Raw genomic sequence first — 19,668 nt, forward strand, 5'->3', positions numbered from 1 at the left:
TATTTTTGGCTCTTTTTACTTTTTCCTTGGCTCTTAAATAAACTGATACGCTTTCAAAGTCAGGAATTCTGCGAAGTTGTCATTGAGAATGAGGTCATCAAAAAGTTCAGTTGCCAACTCGAATTTTCCATTATTGTAGCGATCTTCGCCGACGTAATTTTTGATTTTCTCTAATTCCTCTTCTTGCCAGTTCAACACCATTTCCGGCATTAAAGTTCTGCCGTCGTCCAGTTTTGCTTCATTTTTTAGCCATTGCCAAATTTGTGTTCGGGAAATTTCTGCGGTGGCGGCGTCTTCCATTAAATTGTATAAAGCGGCGGCGCCGACGCCCATTAGCCAGGATTCTATATATAAGATGCCGACATTAATATTTTTTCTAACCCCATTTTCAGTAATCGTTCCCTTTGGAATCTCAAGGAGATTTTCTTCAGAAATATGGTACTCTTCAAATTTTTTATTGATTTGATTTGGCGTCGGCATAAACTCATCAAAGATTTTCTTTGCCACAGAAACTAATCCTGGATGGGCAACCCAAGTTCCGTCGTGTCCGTTTTTAACTTCTCGTTCTTTATCGGCGCGAACTTTTGCGTAAGCGATTTCGTTTTCTGCTTCATTATTTTTGACTGGAATTTGAGCAGCCATTCCCCCCATCGCGTGGACATTTCTTTGATGACAAACCTGAATTACTCTTTTCGAGTAAGCACTCATAAAAGGAGAACCCATCGTAACCTGATCTCGGTCCGGAACTAAAAATTCAGGAAGATTTCTAAATTTTTTAATGTAGGAGAAAATGTAATCCCAACGCCCGCAGTTCAAACCGGAACTGTGTTCTTTTAATTCATATAAAATTTCATCGAGTTGAAAAGCAGCCGTAATGGTTTCAATCAAAACTGTGGCTTTGACAGTTCCTTGTGGAATTTCTAAATAATCCTGAGAAAATTTGAAAACTTCATTCCACCATTTCGCTTCTTTATAATGTTCTAATTTTGGCAAATAAAAATATGGTCCGCTTCCTTTCTCAATTAATTTTTTCGCATTTCTAAAGAAGTAAATTCCAAAATCAATTAAAGAACCTGAGGCTTTTTCACCATTAAATTCAATATTTTTTTCTTCTAGATGCAAACCTCGCGGACGAACTAAAAGCGTCGCTAAATTTTCACCCAGTTCGTATTTTTTTCCGTTTTCATTTTCAAAACTGATGGTTCTGTTGATTGCATCAAAAAGATTTCTTTGACCATCCATACAATTTTCCCAAGTCGGAGAATTACTGTCTTCAAAATCGGCCATAAAAGTGGAAGACCCTGAATTCAAAGCATTGATGACCATTTTTCTTTCCACAGGTCCCGTAATCTCGACTCTTCTATCCAATAGATCTTTTGGAAGTGGATTACAAACCCAGTTTCCATTTCTGATTTCTTCCGTTTCAGTTAAAAATTTAGGAAGTTGATGATGATCGAATTCTACCTGTTTCATGGTTCGTGAATGAAGAAGCGCAATTCTTTCATTATTAAATTTCGAATGAAGTGCAGTTAAGAACTTAACTAATTCGGAAGTAAATAAATCGTTGTATTGTTCTTGAGGAAGAATTTGAAATTGTGTTGCCGTTTCCATTTTGTATAAACTTTAATGATTTGGTATTACAAACATAAGCAAAAAACTTTCACCAACAGCGAACGTTCGCTACCATTATTAAATTATTATTATGCGAACAACCGCTTAATTTTAATTACCTTTGTATTCATCGGATTTTACAATCTATTTAGAAATATTATAAATTAATTTTTACTTAATGGCAAGCGACAGTGATTTCATAAAAACAGTTTTCGGATTGAAAATGAAGCAGTTCCGACAAAAGAAGAATTTTTCTTTACAGGATTTGGCGAATTTAACAGGCGTTTCTAAATCTTATTTAAATGAGATTGAGAATGGTAAAAAATATCCGAAGCACGATAAAATTGCGCAACTTGCTACTGCACTGAACTGTACTTATGACGATTTGGTTTCCACAAAACTTGATAAAAGTTTAGCGCCGATTGCAGAAATTATACAATCCGATTTTTTCAAAGAAATTCCACTTGATCTTTTTGGAATTAATAAAACGAACCTCATCAGCATCATCAGCGATGCTCCGAAAAAAGTCACTGCATTTATCAATACTTTAATTGAAATTTCAAAGAATTACAATTTAAGTAAAGAGCGTTTTTTCTTTGCGGTGATTCGAAGTTTTCAGGAATTGCATGATAATTATTTCCCGGACATTGAGGAAAAAGCAAAGGCTTATATTCTGGAAAATAACATTTCAACTAAACCAAAATCAGGTGAATTTGAAGATATTTTAAAAACACAGTTTGAGTACGAAATCAAATCTTTGGATTTGGAACAATATGGCGCTTCGGGGAAATTACGGTCGCTTTATATTCCGGAAAAGAAATTACTTATACTGAATGAACTTTTAGATGAAGATCAGAAAACATTTATTCTGGCAAAAGAAATCGGGTTTAATGTAATGAATCTAAATCCCCGTCCGAACACGTATTCGTGGTTAGATTTCACAAGTTTTGAAGAACTTTTAAATAACTATTATGTTTCTTATTTCGCTGGATGTTTGCTGATTCGTAAGGAAATATTGTCCCAGGAAATCAACGAGTTTTTTCAAAACCCAGAATGGAATCCAAAACTTTTTGAAAATCTAATTGAAGAATTTACGAACTCGCCGGAAACTTTTTATTACCGTTTAACGAACATTCTGCCGCAAGAACTGGGAATTAAAGATCTATTTTATCTCTGTTTCACGAAAAAGAAAAATTCAGATAAAATTCAGATTTTAAAAGAATTGCATTTGAATCAACAGCAGGCACCGCACGCCAACGCAACGAACGAACACTATTGCCGACGTTGGATTGCCGTTAAAAACCTTTCAAATTTAAAAGAAAACGAGAAATTGACAGATGCTCAAATTTCCCATTATAAAGACAGCGGATTGACTTATCTGGTGATTTCCACTTCACAGAAAAACCCTTTTTCGGACGGAACAAACAGAAGTTATTGTATTGGGATTTTATTGAATTCGAATTCTTTAAAGAAAATAAAATTTGCCAAAAGCGATCAAATTAAAACCGTGAATGTTGGTGTAACCTGCGAAGTCTGCAGCATTCCAGATTGTGAGGTTCGACAAGCGCCCCCCTCAAGACTGGAGAAAGAAATCTTTAATGAAAATATGAAGAAATCAATTCAGAAAATTCGGAAGGAAATGCTTTAAGAAAATTATTAAATCTTAATTTTACCTTATCGTTTTAATATGAAAAAATATCTAACACTCGTATTACTCTCAATTTCAACACTTTGCTTTTCTCAAATAAAGCAAATGATGGAAGCATTAAAATTAAATCAGCCGGATAAAGCAATTAAAATTGGACAAGACTCAAATAACGATTCCAATTCATTTGAAATGCATTTTCTTTTTGCGAAAGCGTACAATCAAAAGAAAGATTACAAAAATGCTGAATTATTTATTGAGAAAGCAAAGGTTCTTAGTAATGAAAACTGGCAAAAAGCCTGGATTTCAGTTGAATCAATCCAAACGTATTATGGACTTGGCAAGATTTCAGAGGCAAAAAATGTTTACGAAGAGGCGAAAGCAATCCCAGGAACTAAAAACTCAGACAATGAATTAAAATATTGGGGAATTCTGTTTGGGTTTGATGAGTTATACAAAGATTGGAAAACTGTGGAGTCAAAAAACATTATTTTCCATTTCCAAAATACGATTTCAGAAGAAAATATTAAATCAATTGTATCTTCAAGACAAGACGCTTTCGATAAGATTAATTCCTTTTTCAAATCTGAACTTCCAAAGAAAATTGACTATTTTGTTTGGGATTTACCTTCTAATTTCAATCCACATTTAAACAAAAACTTAGGATTTACAAATCCGGAATTTTGCATTTCTCATAACAGAACAAATCAATCTGCAGGACATGAAATCGCCCACAGCATAACTCATTGGAGAAACCCAAACAGTTTGAAATTAAGATTTATAAATGAAGGAATTGCGGTATATTTTGATCAGAATAAAAATGATAAAATGACCAGCGCAAAGGAAATCAATCTTTCAAATCCCGTTTCTATTCAGAAAATGTGGCAAGATGGAAAAGAAATCGATGAAAGTTTGCTTTATCCAATTTCCGGCGCATTTGTAGGGTTTTTGATAAAATACGATAAAGACAAATTTTTACAACTTTCCGAAAATCAAACGTACGAGAATGCAAAAATTATTTATGGTGACCAACTGGATGATTTGATTTCTAACTTTACAAAAGAATTAAATTCCAAAAATAAATAATCATCTATTCACTACAATTCTTCCAGATTTAAATTCAAAACTAAATCGTAACTTTCAGTAAATAAATGAAGTATGTTTTTAGTCGACTTACTTTTTCCCAACCGCTGTTTGGAATGCAACAGAATCATCCATCATAATGAAGTGGTTTGTGAACTGTGTTTTGATCAGATTCATTTTACGCATCATCACCATTCCGAAAGCAATCTTTTACTGGAGAAATGTCGGTTACTTTTTCCTATTGAAAGTGCTTTTGCGCTGATGCAGTTTGAGGAAGAAAGCACAAGTCAGAAAATTATTCATCAGTTAAAATACGGCAGTCGGGAGAAAATCGGAAAAATCATCGCGAACTGGACTTTAGAAAAAGTTGATTTCAATTCTATGAAAATTGATCTTTTGGCAACGGTTCCACTTCATCCGAAAAAAGAGAAAGAACGTGGTTATAATCAATTGCATTTGTTTGCAGATTCACTTTCAAAAGAATTAAAAATTTCGTGCGATCACACTTTAATTAAAAGGAATTTCTACAAAAAAGCACAAGCCAAAAAACGGCGCGAACAAAGAACATTTAATGAAAATCTGTTTTCAATTAACAAGAAAATTTCAAATCAGCATATTTTATTAATCGATGATGTTTTCACGACTGGAAATACGATGAGCGCCGTGGCCTGGCAAATTTTAAAGGAAGGAAATAATAAGGTGAGTGTTTTGGTAATGGCGATGGATTAAAAAATTCCTCCTCGAAATGAGAAGGAATTATGCTTATCTATATTTTAAAATATATTATCTCTGTAATTTTTCACCGTAAGATAAATCTCCTGCGTCACCCAATCCCGGTGTGATATATCCTTTTGAAGTTAGTTTTTCATCAATAACTCCAACCCAAATTTTCGCTTCAGGATAGGCGTTTTGAATGGCATCAACTCCTTGCTGAGATGCGATGGCTGCAACGATATGAAGTTGTGTCGGCTTTCCATGGTTTAATAAATCCTTGATAGCCTCGATTAAACTGGCACCAGTCGCCAACATTGGATCTGCAACGATCAACGGCCTTCCATCAACGCTCGGACAAGTTAAATAATCCTGTTTAATGGAAAAATAATCATTTGCGTCATGTTTTCTGTAAGCGGCAACAAAACCACAATCTGCTTTATCCAGATAATTTAAAATTCCCTGAAATAAAGGAACTCCTGCTCTCAAAATAGTAGTAATCACAGGTTGCACCGCAACTTCTGTCGCTTTAATTTTATCTAAAGGAGTCGTGATTTCGATTTCCTCAGTTTCTAATCCTTTGCTTATTTCAAAGGCGGCAATTTCGCCGATACGCTCCATATTTCTGCGAAATCGTAATCGGTCAGTTTGAACATCTACATTCCGAAGTTCATTAATCCAAGTATTTACTAAAGAGAAATTGTCTGAAAGAATTGTTATCATTGCTATAAGTTAGGCTGCAAAGTTCGTGATAATTTTAAGTATTAAAAAGCCCTTTAGATAAAATCTAAAAGGCTTGGGTTTTTATTTTTGACGGAAATAGACTTCAATAGGAACTCCGGTGAATCCGAACTCTTTTCGAAGTTGGTTTTCCGCAAATCTTTTGTAGGCTTCTTTTACGTATTGAGGTAAGTTGCAGAAAAATACAAACTGCGGACTTGGAGTTGGAAGTTGTACGCAATATTTAATTTTCACGTATTTCCCTTTCAATGCTGGTGGCGGTGTTTTCTCAAAAATAGGAAGCATAATTTCATTCAGTTTCGAAGTTTTAATTTTCTTCGCTCTGTTTTGGTAAACCTCCATCGCAACTTCTACGGTTTTTAGAATTCTCTGTTTCGTTAAAGCAGATACAAACAAAATTGGAATATCCGTAAACTGACCAATTTTTTCTTTAATTCTGGCTTCGAAGTCACGGGTTGTATTGGTTTCTTTTTCTACCAAATCCCATTTGTTGACAACGATTACAATTCCTTTTCTATTTTTCTGAGCCAGTCCGAAAATATTCATATCCTGAGATTCCCAGCCTAAAGTAGCATCAACCATAATGATTACCACATCAGAATACTCAATGGAACGAATCGAACGCATTACCGAATAGAATTCTAAATCTTCTTTTACTTTGGCTTTACGACGCATTCCGGCGGTATCAACCAAAACAAATTCATATCCGAATTTATTATAAAGAGTCTGTATAGAATCGCGAGTGGTTCCTGCCACATCAGTTACAATATTTCTCTCCGCATCAAGCAATGCATTGGTCAAAGTAGATTTTCCCACATTTGGGCGTCCTGCGATGGTGATCTTTGGTAATCCTTCAAATGGATCTTTATATTCTGTTGTAGGAAAATCTTTAACAATATCATCTAACAACTCTCCGGTTCCGGATCCGGTTGCAGATGACATGGTGTAGTATTTCTCTATTCCTAACTGGTAAAATTCTGTTGCCGCCAATTCTTCCTTAGCAGAATCTGCTTTATTTACGACAATATACACAGGCTTATTCGACCTGCGCAGCAGTTCATAGATCTCCTGATCGGTATCAGTTAAACCCTCTTCAACATTCAGCATAAAGATGATAGAAGTTGCTTCATCTACTGCCAGTTCAACTTGTTTGGTAATTTCTTCCTGAAAGACATCTTCAGTATTTACTTCGTAACCTCCAGTATCGATTACGGTAAATTCAACTCCATTCCAGTCAGATTTTCCGTAATGACGGTCTCTGGTAACTCCGGCAGTTGCATCTACGATTGCTTCTCTACGTTCTAGAAAACGGTTAAAAAGGGTGGACTTCCCTACGTTGGGACGCCCTACTATGGCGACGATATTCGACATAAAATTTTGTTTAATAATGATATTATTAATGGGTTACTCGAACTTTTCGAGCCCAAAAATTTTTTGCAAAGATAGTTTTTTTTGACTGATAAAGTAATTGTGCTAATATTCGTAACTTCAGCACGTAATTGACTACTTATCTTTTAACTATTAAAGACTTCTAAAAAATTAACTAAAAATAAATAAAATTATGATTACTATTTTAATAATTGTTGCATTGGTCGTTATCTTCCTCATGTACGGTGTTTCTATTTACAACCGCCTGGTAAAACTTCGTACGATGGTTCAGGAAGCCTGGAGCAGCATTGATGTCATGTTGAAAAAAAGACATGACTTAATTCCAAACTTAGTGGAAACCGTAAAAGGATATGCGACGCACGAAAGAGAAACTTTTGAAAGTGTAACACGTGCCAGAACAGCTGCTATGAACGCCAACACTATTCAGGAAAAAGAAGCAGCCGAGAAAAATCTAAACCAGGCGATGATGAATTTGAACGCTGTTGCGGAGCAATATCCTGATTTAAAAGCCAATACCAATTTCTTACAATTACAGGGCGAGCTTTCAGCCTTGGAAGGAGACATCGAAAAATCCCGAAGATATTATAATGGAACCGTTCGCGAAAACAATATTTTGGTGGATACTTTCCCAAGTAATATTATTGCGAACATGTACAAATTTACCAAGTCTGCCTTCTTCGAACTGGATAATATTGCAGAAAGAGCGGTACCGAATGTAAAATTCTAAATCATGAAACGCTTTTTCCTCTTCTTCCTGCTTATCTTTAGCTTCGTATCTGCTCAGGATTTTTCTGTAGAATCTGCGGACCAGAATTATGAACATATTCTTGCTTTCCATTCAGATATTCTAATCTCCAAAGATGCAGAAGCAACCATCACAGAACATATAAAAGTGTATGCCGGAGAAAATAGAATTAAGCGTGGAATATTCCGGTCGCTGCCTTTGTGGCGTAATATCAATGGTAAGAAAATAAGAATCACCTATGATATTTTGTCGGTGAAGAGAGATGGCGTTAAAGAAAAATACCATACCGAAAGCACAGGTTCCGATTACGCGATCTATTTCGGCAGCAAAGACTATATACTTCCCTCCGGAGTTTATGATTATGAACTAACCTACAAAACCGGAAATCAAATAGGGTTCTTTGATACCTATGATGAATTCTATTGGAACGTAAACGGTGCACTGTGGGATTTTAAAGTAGATGAAATTTCCGCTAAAGTAACGTTACCGGAAGGTGCAGAAATAACGCAAAACTCCTGCTATACAGGAGCATATGGATCGAACAGCTCTAACTGCACAGGTAAGAAGCTTGCTGCCAACAGCATTGAATGGTCCGCGACGAATTTGGGAGAAAATGAAGGTCTTACCATAGCTGTAGGTTTCAGCAAAGGAATATTTACTCCGCCACCGCCACCCGGTTTTCTGCAAAAGTATGGGGTTTTGGCTGTTTTAATCTTAGCAGCGTTGGGATTAGTTGCATACTTCTACAGCTCTTGGCAGAAATACGGAATTGATCCAGAAAAACCGGTAGTTTATCCACAGTTCAATGCGCCTCAAAATCTCTCCCCTGCTTCCGTAGGCTTTTTAGAGAAAGGATATTATACAGGTCAGATGATTTCAGCGGCGATCGTAAGCTTGGCTGTGAAAGGTTTTATTAAAATTATTGAAGACGATAAGCGGATTTTGGGAATTTTCGGAGGACGCGAATACACTTTAGAAAAAATAAAAGATCCAGACCAAACCCTGCCGAAAGAGGAAATTAATTTGATGAATAAGTTCTTCCCAGGTAGTTCGACATCGCTTTCTTTTGATGGAAAATACAGTTCGAAAATTGAAAATGCCGTAAACGATTTTAAAGCTAATCTTGAATATCAACACCGTAAATTTTTAAAAACCGGGAACAATACGGGAAAAGTGGTTCTACCAGCACTGCTTATCATCGCACTATATGCAGGCGGTATTTTTTTTAGTTACAGAATGAGTTACAATGACAATTATGTAGGGGCAGGAATATTTTTTGGAATATTGACCTTTATTTTTGCAATCGTATTCTCCTTTTTGTTTGAAAGATACAAGGTGACAAAATGGATATTCGGGCTCATTTCACTCGGCTTGATCTTCGCACTCTTTAGCGCATTTTCGGTCGACCGCGAAAGAATGGAAAATCTTGGATTTTATGCATGTTACGGTTTCTTACTTTTTGGGTTTATTTCTCTCGTTCTTTACCAATATCTGATAAAACAACCTACGCCTGAAAAGCTGGAAACGCTATCTCTCATCGATGGATTTAAGATGTACCTGGGAACGGCAGAAGAGAAAACGCTACAGTTTCATAATCCACCTCAAATGACGCCCGCAGTTTTCGAAAAGATGTTGCCTTTTGCCATGGTTCTGGGTGTTGATAAAATCTGGGGAGATAAATTCCAGAATATGCTGAAAAATTCCGCTTTGGGCCAATCTCAAAATTATGTATCGAGCTGGTACGTTGGCAGCTCGATGATGAATATGAATTTTGCACACAGCTTAAATTCCTCTCTGTCTCAAAGTATCGCAAGTTCCTCCACGCAACCTTCCAGTTCGGGAAGTGGATCCGGCGGCGGAGGATTTTCCGGTGGCGGTGGCGGTGGCGGTGGCGGCGGTGGCTGGTAATACAAACAAAAAAGTTCTGATTTTGCAGAACTTTTTTTATTTGTAAATTGATCGGGTTTGGGCAATCTCAACAGAATGATGACTGAGAAATAGAATCTAAAAAAAGGTTTACAAAAATAACCACCTTTCTTTTAGCCCCGACTGCAACGGCATCCCCGCCTTGGCGGGATATAGTGGAAGGCGGGTCTTCTTTTGAAAAGAGGCCAAATCGGCAAGCTCCTAAGAAAAACGCCACATCAAATTATGAAATGGCGTCTCGTATTTAACCTTATATTTTGGAAATTAAATTCTTTCGATATCAGCTCCTAAAGCTTTCAATCTTCCGTCGATATTTTCGTAACCGCGGTCAATCTGTTCTATATTTTGAATAACCGAAGTTCCTTCGGCCGAAAGCGCCGCAATTAAAAGAGCATTTCCGGCTCTGATATCCGGGGAAACCAGGGTCGTACCGCGAAGTGGATATTCGTGGTTTAAACCAACAACGGTTGCTCTGTGTGGATCGCACAAAATAATCTGCGCGCCCATATCGATTAATTTATCAACGAAAAACAATCTGGATTCAAACATTTTTTGATGCACTAAAACCGTCCCTTTTGCCTGTGTCGCTACGACTAAAACAATGGACAGTAGATCCGGTGTAAACCCTGGCCAAGGCGCATCGGAAACCGTTAAGATGGAACCGTCGATAAATTTCTGAATTTTGTAATTTTCCTGCGCCGGAATATAAATATCGTCCCCACGCTGCTCCAACTGAATACCTAGTTTTCTAAAAGTGTTTGGAATAACCCCCAGTTCTTTCCAGTTAACATTTTTAATGGTTATTTCAGATTTTGTCATGGCTGCTAAACCAATCCAGGAACCAATTTCTACCATATCCGGAAGCATGGTATGTTCGGTACCGCGTAAATGCGCTACCCCTTCGATGGTCAATAGATTAGAACCAATACCGGTAATATTGGCGCCCATTCTGTTCAGCATTTTACATAGTTGCTGCAAATACGGCTCGCAGGCGGCATTGTAAATTCGAGTCTTCCCTTTCGCCAGAACAGCGGCCATGACGATGTTGGCAGTTCCTGTAACGGAAGCCTCTTCCAGCAGAATAAATTTGCCGCGCAGTTCTTTTGCTTTTAGGGTATAAAAATATTCTTTTTCGTCATAATGAAAGTCTGCACCTAATTCTACTAAACCTTGAAAATGAGTATCGAGTCGGCGCCTTCCAATTTTATCCCCGCCTGGAGTTGGCATATAGGCTTCTCCGTATCGGGCAAGCATGGGGCCGAGTAACATAACGGAGCCACGAAGTTTTGCACCATCCTGTTTAAACTCCGGAGATTTTATATAGTCAAATTTAACCTCATTGGCTTGAAAAGTGTAGTCGCCGTGACTATTCTTGGTGACTTTGACTCCAAAGTCTCCTAAAATTTCGATCAACCGGTTAACATCATGAATATCTGGAATATTTTTGACGCGTACCTCTTCATCGGTCAGTAAAACCGCACATAAAATCTGAAGCGCTTCATTTTTTGCACCTTGCGGCGTAATTTCGCCGTGCAGCTTTTTTCCACCTCTAATTTGAAAACTTCCGCTCATTCTTATTTCCGGTTTTTATTGTTTTGAAAGGTTTTTCTGTTATTTTGGTTCTTTGGATTATGTCTTGGGTTAGATTTATTCGTTCTGTTCGTGGCGTAATAAATTTTACTTTTCTCCAGAGAATCTAATCCGGTTAAATCCAAACGGTTTTGCGAAAGATCTTTCAAATGGCGAAAAATCACATCATCCTGTACATGTTCTTTATTATAAACATTATATGATTTCTTCATATTATTCGCAATCACCTGAATCAGAGCATCTTTTTCATCACCAGGTTCCAGTTCGATCGCTTTGTCAATCAACTGCAGAATACTTTTGCCGTAAAATTTAAAATCTCCCTGAAGCTTCGGATATTCCATACGCTTCGGCTTCACCTGCATTTCTTCCGGCGTTGGGATATGATAGGGTGAATCAACATCTAAATCATAACTCGCCAATATAAAAAGATGATCCCATAGTTTGTGTCTGTAATTCTCTTCGTCGCGCAACTGCGGGTTTCTCTGTCCCATAAAATCGACAATGGCAACAGCCATTTCATTACGCTCTTCTTTATTTTCAATTTCCTTACAACGCTCTACAAGCTGCTGAATAATGCGACCGTATTCGGGCATTTGAAGCAAGGTTTTTTGTGTATTATATTCCATAAGTGCAAATATATGAATTTGTAAAGGTTATCTGTTTTAGTTTTCTTTAATTTTTTGGGCGTGCCCCTCGCCACCTCCTTTCCCACCGCTCGGGTCGGTCTGCGGCTCCCAATCTTTTTTTTTGAAGAATACTTTTTAAGGTCAATACGGAGAAAAAAAAGGATTTCCGCCTCCGCCCTCACGCAGACGAGGCTTTAACTTCACTTGTTTTAACAATTCAAATTATGAATTATAATTTCAGGAAAAATTTTCAGGTTGGGGATCAGATTAGTTTTGACTAAAACCTGTTTCTAATTAATAAAAATATAATGTGGCACTTTTTATCGCGGGAAATATTTTAAATCGCACAAAATCATTCGAGACAAAGCCAGCGTAATGTTAAACTATTGAACAAATCCAGCGTTCCAACTGACTTACCAAATTAGAGAAACCATTATACTCATTGGAAATGTTCTAATCAAATTAATCGACAAACTTTTTCCTTTCTTCGGGCGTGGGAATTTCACAGGCTTGTGAGGCAAGTTTTTTTCGGTTTTCTGCAACGCGATCGTAAAAGAAATCTGTCAACCAAGTGGGTAAATAATGGAAGGCAGACAAAAGCTTGAAAAAACCACCGATGATTCCAGCAATTTTAAAGACCGCATGGGATTTCTGAAGATAGTATGCATTCGGTTTCCAAAGGTAAAGCGTGTTTAGGTTTTTCAATTCCAGATTTCTTTCTTTTAAAAACTGTTGCCCAAAATCGGATTGTAAAGAAGCAAAAAGAAAATTATCTTTTACATCTTTCTTCAAAATCCAGTGCACCCAAAAATTACAAAAGCCACATTCGCCATCGTAAAAAACATAATATTTATTTGAATCAACTGTTGTCATTATTGTATTTTAAATTCAGATTTTTCAACTTCTGTTGGTAAATCATTCATCAAACGGGTTTCCTGTGCCATGGTTTTGAAGTAATGAATCAGTTCTGCTTTTTCAGCGTCAGTAAACTTAGCTTCGGGATGACCGATCACGTAAGAATCCAGTGGCATTTCATTTTTCTCCAGCATTTCCGAGGCTTCATCTAATTTGTGCGCTTGCTTTTTCTTTGAATAAACCGCAAAAGTAGAAAAATTCAATTCCTTTCTTCCTTCATCAATATGGTTTTTCAAAAACCAGGCTAACGGCTGTACATTAGAATACCAGGGATATTTTGATTCATTGCTGTGGCAGTCATAACATCCATTCTTCATTAAAGTGGCAATATTTTCCGGCGTATTTTTTATTTGCAAAAAATCCATTTGAGGTGTAGGCGCGGGATTATTCTTATCAATTCTAAAAAATTGAATCAAAATAAATGCGACAAGCAAAATAACTAGAATTTTTTTCATGACTTCAGATTTGAGGAAGTGAATTTACTTATTATTTTTTTAAATCAGGTTTATTTTGTGCGTAAGAAGTGACTTTTCTCAGCTCACTGGTTATTGATAAAAAGTATTATTAAATTTACATCAACAATTATTTCATCTTTTATTAAAACACTCGGTGTTATAGATTTTATAAATCGGATTTACTTTTATAATTGATGAAAACGTTGTACTTTTGCACTATCAAATTTTAAAAACAATATATTATGTCATTAGTAGGAAAAAAATTCCCCAACATTGCGATCGATGCAATGTCTGAAATGGGTGATGATTTAAAAATCAACATCTTCGAAGAAGCAACTAAAAACGAACAGAAAGTTCTTTTATTCTGGTATCCAAAAGATTTTACTTTTGTTTGTCCAACAGAACTTCATGCATTCCAGGAGGCTTTAGGTGAATTTGAAAAAAGAAATACCAAAGTGATCGGTGCTTCTTGTGATACCAATGAAGTTCACTTTGCATGGTTAAACACCCCGAAAGACAACGGAGGAATCGAAGGAGTTACTTACCCGATCTTAGCAGATACGCACAGACAATTAGCGAATATTTTAGGAATCGTAGATCAGGATTTTGATTACGATGAAGAAGGAAACGAATCTTTCACGGGGTCAAATGTAACTTATAGAGCAACTTACCTTATCGATGAAACTGGAAAAATCTTCCACGAAGCGGTAAACGATATGCCTTTAGGTAGAAACGTAAAAGAATTTTTAAGATTAATCGACGCTTACACCCATGTACAAAAACACGGTGAAGTTTGTCCGGCTAACTGGGAAGAAGGGAAAGATGCAATGAAAGCAAATAGAGAATCTACCGCAGAATATTTAGCTTCTCATAAAAACTAAAAAAATTATGTACACAGAATTAGCAGATGATACGTTGCAACAAATCGTTGCAGAAAATGAAAAGGTTGTGGTACAGTATGGTGCTACATGGTGTGGCAACTGCCGGATTATGAAACCAAAATTCAAAAAACTGGCAAGTGAAAATGAAGAAATTCCATTTCTTTATGTTGATGCAGAAAAATTGCCCGAAAGTAGAAAATTAGCGAAAGTAGATAACTTACCGACCTTTGCAATTTTCAAAAACGGAGAACTGGTGAACCAGGTTCAAACCAATCAGGCAGAAAGCCTTATTAATCTTTTTAAAGAATTAAATTAAATGAAACTCCCTGTAATAAGACAGTTTTATCAAACGCAGTCCCCTGAAAACTTAGAAAAAACTTTAGAAGTTTTGGAAGCATTTTCAGAATTCAGAGGTACAACAGAAGAGGATTTAAATGTGACCGGAGAATTGATCACCAATATCTGCGGAGCACTAGAAGTTCATGCCAATGTTGACCAGGGAATGGCGGAAAAAGATGCGCTGAACTCTTTTGCACAAAAGGTTTTAGGCTCTATCGATAAATAAGTCGAAATAGAAAGCAAGAAAAAAGCGGGAATTGATTCCCGCTTTTTTTATTTTGGTTTTAACCAAGAAAACTTTATTTCTTGTGCGATTTCTTATTATTGTGCTTCTTTTTGTAATCTTTATACTCTCCCTTTCTGTGCTCATCACGGTCATCATCGTACTTCTTCCACTGATTGGATCTTTTCTTCTGCTGGCCTTTTGCGTAATCTTTTGCATTTCCACCATAGATTTTTTTTGCTTGTCCGGGTGGCAGTTTTCGATCATTTCTTTGCGGATAATAAACGGTTTGATTTCCTCTTAAGATTCCGGGATTTCCCGTAGGGTCACCAGTTCTGATAATTCTTCCATTTTGATAAACTGTTCCCTGGCGATCTCGATAGACTTCATTTCGTCCGTACACTTTTCCATCGGGTGCTCTGTAAACAGTTCCATTGTTTGTACCGTTTCTTGGGTAGCTATTTCCATTGTTCGGGTAATTATTACCATAGTTATCGTTAACGGCTCCACAAGATGCTAAGGTTAAAGCTAATCCTGAACCCAGCAATATTTTAAATAGATTGGTCATTTCATTAAATTTTATAGATTGATCTTATGTCTTTCAATGATAATGCCAAGATCTATAAAACACTGATTTACAATAATGTAAATTTTGAATGGAGATCTTCATTGGTTAAACTGTTCCTTTTTACTTAAAATTAAATCCCCACATTTTTACTTCTGCGCTCCAGCAAAACAATATCGCGCCACTGACCATTCAGTTCACCTATTTTTTCACGTGTTCCTACGGTGCGGAATCCCTGTTTTTGATGAATAGCGATGCTGACTTTATTTTCCGGAAATATCCCCGCCTGCAAGGTCCAAAAATCATGTTCCTCACTATCGAGAATTAATTTTTTCAGTAAAATAGTTCCTAAACCTTTCCCCTGAACCGAACCATCCAGGTAGATACTGACTTCTGCTACCCCTTTGAAACAATCTCGATTACTGACCGGTTGCAAAGCACACCAACCCACCACTTGATCATTTTCGTCTTCTAAAACAAATCGACAAAGATTAAAATGTTTCGTATCCCAGGCTTCCCAAGTGGGCGCTACTTTATCAAAAGTGGCATTTCCACCATTAATTCCCTGCTGAAATATTTCTAAAACCTTGTCAGCATCTTCGGTCTGCATCGGTCGGATTTCGTAATTCATATTTAATTCTTTTATTAAAATTTATGACTTTTTCTTGGAAACTTTCTACGGTGTCGAGTAAAGTTCGTCCGCGTACTTTCCTTATCCAGGGAGATCACGCTGATATTTCCATCAACTTCTAAAACCGCCAGTTTCACCTCTTCTATTTTTTCGACCCCATGTTCGCGGACGGCTTCTTCCAATTCATCGAAGCTGACTTCCTGTTCTTTCATTTTTATATTATCCACAATTCCATCTTTTATCAAAATGACAGGATCAGATTCTACCCAACTTTTAATTCGGGGATTTTTAAAAATGATTTTCTTCACTACAAAATTTGCCGTAAAGAGCACCATTGCTGCAACCAAGCCACCTTCCAAACTGACATTTGAACCGACCATTGCATTTTGCACCGCATTGGAAATCAAAAGCAACAGAACGATATCACCGGCATTGAGTTGAGATAATTGGTTTTTTCCGAAAATTCGGATTGCGGCAAACATAAAAAGATATACTGCCAAACTTCTTAAAGCAACATCGAGAAAGGGATTCATCGGTTTTAATTTTGTATTACAAAGTAAAGAAAATAAAAAAACCGAACATTACATTCGGTTTTTCAATTATAAAATATTTTAAACTAATTCAATTCTCTTTTCAAGAACTTCGCCGTTAATGATTTTTTCGACCTTGCCACTTCTTCCGGCGTTCCTTTGGCGATAATTTCACCGCCGTGTTTTCCGCCTTCCGGACCGATGTCGATGATATGATCGGCAAGTTTAATCACATCCATATTATGCTCAATGATAATGAACGAATTTCCTAATTCCACCAATTTGTTGATCGCATCCATTAAAACTTTTACGTCTTCAAAATGCAAGCCTGTCGTAGGTTCGTCGAGGATATATAAAGTATTTCCTGTTTGTCTTTTTGATAATTCTGTCGCGAGTTTAATTCTTTGCGCTTCGCCTCCACTTAACGTTGTAGATTGTTGTCCGAGCGTGATATATCCCAAACCAACATCCTGCATCGTTTTTACTTTCATATAAATCTTAGGAATGGGCTGGAAGAATTCTGTGGCTTCATCAATGGTCATTTCCAGTACATCAGAAATTGATTTTCCTTTGTACCGAACTTCCAAAGTTTCCCGGTTAAACCGTTTTCCATTGCAGGTTTCACAGTGAACATAGACATCGGGCAAGAAATTCATTTCAATGACTTTCAAACCGCCACCCTGACAGGTTTCGCAACGTCCGCCTTTTACATTGAATGAGAATCGTCCTGCTTTATAACCCCGGATTTTAGACTCCGGAAGTTCTGCAAAAAGATTTCTGATATCGGTAAACATTCCCGTATAAGTTGCCGGATTCGAACGTGGCGTTCGACCAATCGGTGTTTGATCAACATCTACAATTTTGTCGATATTATCAATTCCCTCCATTTTTTTATACGGCAAAGGATCTTTTACTGCTCTATAAAAGTGCTGATTTAATATTGGATACAAAGTTCCATTGATCAAAGAAGATTTTCCACTTCCTGAAATTCCCGTCACGGCAACGAGTTTACCTAAAGGAATTTCTAAATTCACATTTTTAAGATTATTTCCTGTTGCGCCTTTTAGAATTAATGATTTTCCGTTTCCTTCTCGGCGAATTTCGGGAACTTCGATCTTGCGTTTTCCGGTCAGATAATCTGCAGTAATAGTATCGGCTTTCAGTAATTCACCGGGTTTTCCCTGCCAAAGAACTTCACCTCCAAATTTCCCTGCACGTGGCCCAATATCCAAAACCTCATCGGCTTCCATGATCATATCTTTATCATGTTCCACGACGATCACCGAATTTCCAATATCGCGTAAATTCTTTAAAGACGCAATTAATCTTTCATTATCTCTTTGATGCAAACCAATCGAAGGCTCATCTAAAATATAAAGAACATTCACGAGTTGCGAGCCGATTTGGGTGGCCAAACGAATCCTTTGAGATTCCCCGCCGGAAAGGGTTCTTGAACTTCTGCTCAAACTAAGATAATCTAAACCAACATCCAGCAGAAACTGCAGTCTGGTCTTAATTTCTTTCAGAATTTCGTGGGCGATGATTTTGTTGTTTTTGCTGAACTTATCTTCGACCTGAATTAACCACTCTTTTAAATCAAGAAGCGACAAGGCATTGATTTCTGCAATGTTTTTTCCGTCAATTTTAAAACTTAAGCTGGAAGGCTGTAATCGCGTACCGTGACATTCCGGACAAATTTCTTCAGTCGTGAAATGTCGTTCTAACAAGGTTGCATCGTAACTTTCTTTGTCATCGATAATTTCGTTGATCATGGGAACAAGTCCATCAAAATTCACTTTGATTTTCTTATTAATTCCGGCATATTTTAAATCTTTGCTGAATTCTTTATGGCAACCGTTGTAAATATAATCAAGCGCTTCTTTCGGAATATCTTTCATTGGCGTGGCTAAAGAAAGACCGAAAATCTCCAAAATATTTTTGATCTGACCTAAAATCCATTTGTTTGATTTAATATCCTCCAAAGGCAGCAAACCCCCTTGATTAATGGAAAGTTTCGGATTTTCCACAAAATAATTGGTGTTCACTTTTTTCACGGTTCCCAAACCTTTACAATAAGGGCAACTTCCTTTCGGAGAGTTAAAGGAGAACGTATTCGGTTCCGGTAAAGCCAGGGAATGGCCTGTATCGGCATCCATTAAATTTTTAGAAAAATATTCTATTTCTGAACTTTCCAACTTTTGAATACCTACAAGACCTTCGCCCATGTGCAGCGCGGTTTTCAGGGATTGCTCCATACGACTTTCGGAGGCACTTTCGCCAATAATCCAGCGATCGATCACAATGTCGATATCATGTGTTTTGTAACGGTCGAGTTTTAAATCGTATTCGATGTCTTTGATTTCTCCGTCGATTCTCGCCTGACCATAGCCTTTTTTTGCCATTTGCACGAAAAGCTCATGATAGTGTCCTTTTCGGGAACGAACTACAGGTGCCAATAACATTACTTTTTCTCCCTTGTAGTTATTTTTAATGGCTTCCAGTATTTGTTCTTCTGTATAACTCACGAGTCTTTGTCCGGAGGTTAAGGAATACGCATCTGAAACTCGGGCAAAGAGCAAACGTAAGAAATCGTAAAGCTCTGTCACCGTTCCTACGGTGGAACGGGGATTTTTATTGGTTGTTTTCTGTTCGATGGCAATTACGGGAGAAAGGCCATCGATTTTATCTACGTCGGGTCTTTCCAGACCGCCAAGAAATTGTCTTGCGTAGGCAGAAAAGGTCTCGATGTATCTTCTTTGTCCTTCTGCAAAGATGGTGTCAAAAGCCAAGGACGATTTTCCACTCCCGGAAAGACCTGTGAGTACCACGAGTTCATTGCGGGGAATTTTAACATCGATATTTTTTAAATTGTGTTCACGAGCGCCGTAAACTTCTATATATTCTTTGGGGTCTTTCATTTTAAATTTTCCAAAATTTGAATTTTTGGAATTCTGCAAAAATACGGATTTTTTAGAGGATAATTCGGTACGAATTCAAAGTTGTATTTAAACTCCACTTCCAATAGAATTGACGTAAAAATACCGGAATGAGGTTGAAAACTG

19 protein-coding genes are annotated in these 19,668 nt (G+C 37.1%); 8 read left to right on the plus strand and 11 right to left on the minus strand.

Annotated features, from left to right (window positions below):
- Window positions 1-33: 33 nt before the first annotated feature.
- On the minus strand, window positions 34-1,611 hold the full coding sequence (gene aceB, locus EIB73_RS05515) for a malate synthase A (protein ID WP_125023427.1): 1,578 nt from the start codon (window positions 1,609-1,611) through the stop codon (window positions 34-36).
- 178 nt (window positions 1,612-1,789) lie between these two features.
- Here aceB and EIB73_RS05520 point away from each other — a divergent pair, with 178 nt between their 5' ends.
- From EIB73_RS05520 to EIB73_RS05530, 3 genes are all read left to right on the plus strand, one after another.
- A complete protein-coding gene (locus EIB73_RS05520) occupies window positions 1,790-3,259 on the plus strand; it encodes a helix-turn-helix domain-containing protein (RefSeq protein ID WP_125023429.1) in 1,470 nt (489 codons plus the stop codon).
- Between the two features lie 105 nt (window positions 3,260-3,364).
- On the plus strand, window positions 3,365-4,342 hold the full coding sequence (locus EIB73_RS05525) for a tetratricopeptide repeat protein (RefSeq protein WP_125023431.1): 978 nt from the start codon (window positions 3,365-3,367) through the stop codon (window positions 4,340-4,342).
- 72 nt (window positions 4,343-4,414) lie between these two features.
- Window positions 4,415-5,068, plus strand: coding sequence for a ComF family protein (locus EIB73_RS05530; RefSeq protein WP_125023434.1), 654 nt, complete (start codon window positions 4,415-4,417; stop codon window positions 5,066-5,068).
- Window positions 5,069-5,122: 54 nt separating this feature from the next.
- On the opposite strand, the gene upp is transcribed toward EIB73_RS05530, so the two are convergent.
- Together upp and der are read right to left on the minus strand one after the other, a co-directional pair.
- A complete protein-coding gene (gene upp / locus EIB73_RS05535; protein ID WP_125023436.1) occupies window positions 5,123-5,773 on the minus strand; it encodes a uracil phosphoribosyltransferase in 651 nt (216 codons plus the stop codon).
- An 81-nt stretch (window positions 5,774-5,854) separates the two neighbouring features.
- Window positions 5,855-7,162 (minus strand): ribosome biogenesis GTPase Der, encoded by a 1,308-nt coding sequence (gene der, locus EIB73_RS05540; protein ID WP_125023438.1) that lies wholly within the window; start codon window positions 7,160-7,162, stop codon window positions 5,855-5,857.
- Between the two features lie 190 nt (window positions 7,163-7,352).
- Between der and EIB73_RS05545 the strand changes: the two genes are divergently transcribed.
- Window positions 7,353-7,907 carry a LemA family protein gene (locus EIB73_RS05545; protein WP_125023440.1) on the plus strand — a complete coding sequence of 185 codons (555 nt, stop codon included), beginning with the start codon at window positions 7,353-7,355 and terminating at the stop codon, window positions 7,905-7,907.
- A gap of 3 nt (window positions 7,908-7,910) precedes the next feature.
- Window positions 7,911-9,833, plus strand: a complete 1,923-nt coding sequence (locus EIB73_RS05550) for a DUF2207 domain-containing protein (RefSeq protein WP_125023442.1) — start codon at window positions 7,911-7,913, stop codon at window positions 9,831-9,833.
- A gap of 282 nt (window positions 9,834-10,115) precedes the next feature.
- On the opposite strand, the gene murA is transcribed toward EIB73_RS05550, so the two are convergent.
- From murA to EIB73_RS05570, 4 genes are all read right to left on the minus strand, one after another.
- The gene (gene murA, locus EIB73_RS05555) at window positions 10,116-11,423 is read right to left on the minus strand and encodes a UDP-N-acetylglucosamine 1-carboxyvinyltransferase (RefSeq protein ID WP_125023444.1); all 1,308 of its coding nucleotides are present in this window, start codon (window positions 11,421-11,423) and stop codon (window positions 10,116-10,118) included.
- A gap of 2 nt (window positions 11,424-11,425) precedes the next feature.
- Window positions 11,426-12,067 carry a DUF4290 domain-containing protein gene (locus EIB73_RS05560; protein ID WP_125023446.1) on the minus strand — a complete coding sequence of 214 codons (642 nt, stop codon included), beginning with the start codon at window positions 12,065-12,067 and terminating at the stop codon, window positions 11,426-11,428.
- A gap of 462 nt (window positions 12,068-12,529) precedes the next feature.
- Window positions 12,530-12,940, minus strand: a complete 411-nt coding sequence (locus EIB73_RS05565; RefSeq protein WP_125023448.1) for a thiol-disulfide oxidoreductase DCC family protein — start codon at window positions 12,938-12,940, stop codon at window positions 12,530-12,532.
- Window positions 12,940-13,437, minus strand: coding sequence for a heme-binding domain-containing protein (locus tag EIB73_RS05570; protein WP_125023450.1), 498 nt, complete (start codon window positions 13,435-13,437; stop codon window positions 12,940-12,942). Before EIB73_RS05570 ends, EIB73_RS05565 begins: the two co-directional genes overlap by 1 nt.
- A 242-nt stretch (window positions 13,438-13,679) precedes the next feature.
- On the opposite strand from EIB73_RS05570, the gene EIB73_RS05575 reads away from it, so the two are divergent.
- From EIB73_RS05575 to EIB73_RS05585, 3 genes are read left to right on the plus strand one after another with little or no spacing between them, the layout of a single operon-like run.
- Window positions 13,680-14,318 carry a peroxiredoxin gene (locus EIB73_RS05575; RefSeq protein ID WP_125023452.1) on the plus strand — a complete coding sequence of 213 codons (639 nt, stop codon included), beginning with the start codon at window positions 13,680-13,682 and terminating at the stop codon, window positions 14,316-14,318.
- A 7-nt stretch (window positions 14,319-14,325) separates the two neighbouring features.
- The gene (locus EIB73_RS05580; RefSeq protein ID WP_125023454.1) at window positions 14,326-14,634 is read left to right on the plus strand and encodes a thioredoxin family protein; all 309 of its coding nucleotides are present in this window, start codon (window positions 14,326-14,328) and stop codon (window positions 14,632-14,634) included.
- On the plus strand, window positions 14,635-14,883 hold the full coding sequence (locus EIB73_RS05585; protein ID WP_125023456.1) for a DUF6952 family protein: 249 nt from the start codon (window positions 14,635-14,637) through the stop codon (window positions 14,881-14,883).
- Between the two features lie 73 nt (window positions 14,884-14,956).
- Here the strand turns inward: EIB73_RS05585 and EIB73_RS15160 are convergent, their stop codons facing one another.
- The 4 genes from EIB73_RS15160 to uvrA all read right to left on the minus strand — a co-directional run bounded on the left by EIB73_RS15160 (window position 14,957) and on the right by uvrA (window position 19,524).
- Window positions 14,957-15,448 (minus strand): hypothetical protein, encoded by a 492-nt coding sequence (locus tag EIB73_RS15160; protein WP_228411284.1) that lies wholly within the window; start codon window positions 15,446-15,448, stop codon window positions 14,957-14,959.
- 130 nt (window positions 15,449-15,578) lie between these two features.
- Entirely contained in the window at window positions 15,579-16,076 is a 498-nt protein-coding gene (locus EIB73_RS05595; RefSeq protein WP_125023458.1) for a GNAT family N-acetyltransferase, read from the minus strand.
- Window positions 16,077-16,090: 14 nt separating this feature from the next.
- On the minus strand, window positions 16,091-16,609 hold the full coding sequence (locus EIB73_RS05600; RefSeq protein WP_125023460.1) for a DUF421 domain-containing protein: 519 nt from the start codon (window positions 16,607-16,609) through the stop codon (window positions 16,091-16,093).
- A gap of 83 nt (window positions 16,610-16,692) precedes the next feature.
- A complete protein-coding gene (uvrA, locus tag EIB73_RS05605; protein WP_125023462.1) occupies window positions 16,693-19,524 on the minus strand; it encodes an excinuclease ABC subunit UvrA in 2,832 nt (943 codons plus the stop codon).
- Between the last annotated feature and the right edge of the window lie 144 nt (window positions 19,525-19,668).

The organism is Kaistella carnis (assembly GCF_003860585.1).
In the GTDB taxonomy this organism is placed as follows: Bacteria; Bacteroidota; Bacteroidia; order Flavobacteriales; family Weeksellaceae; genus Kaistella; species Kaistella carnis.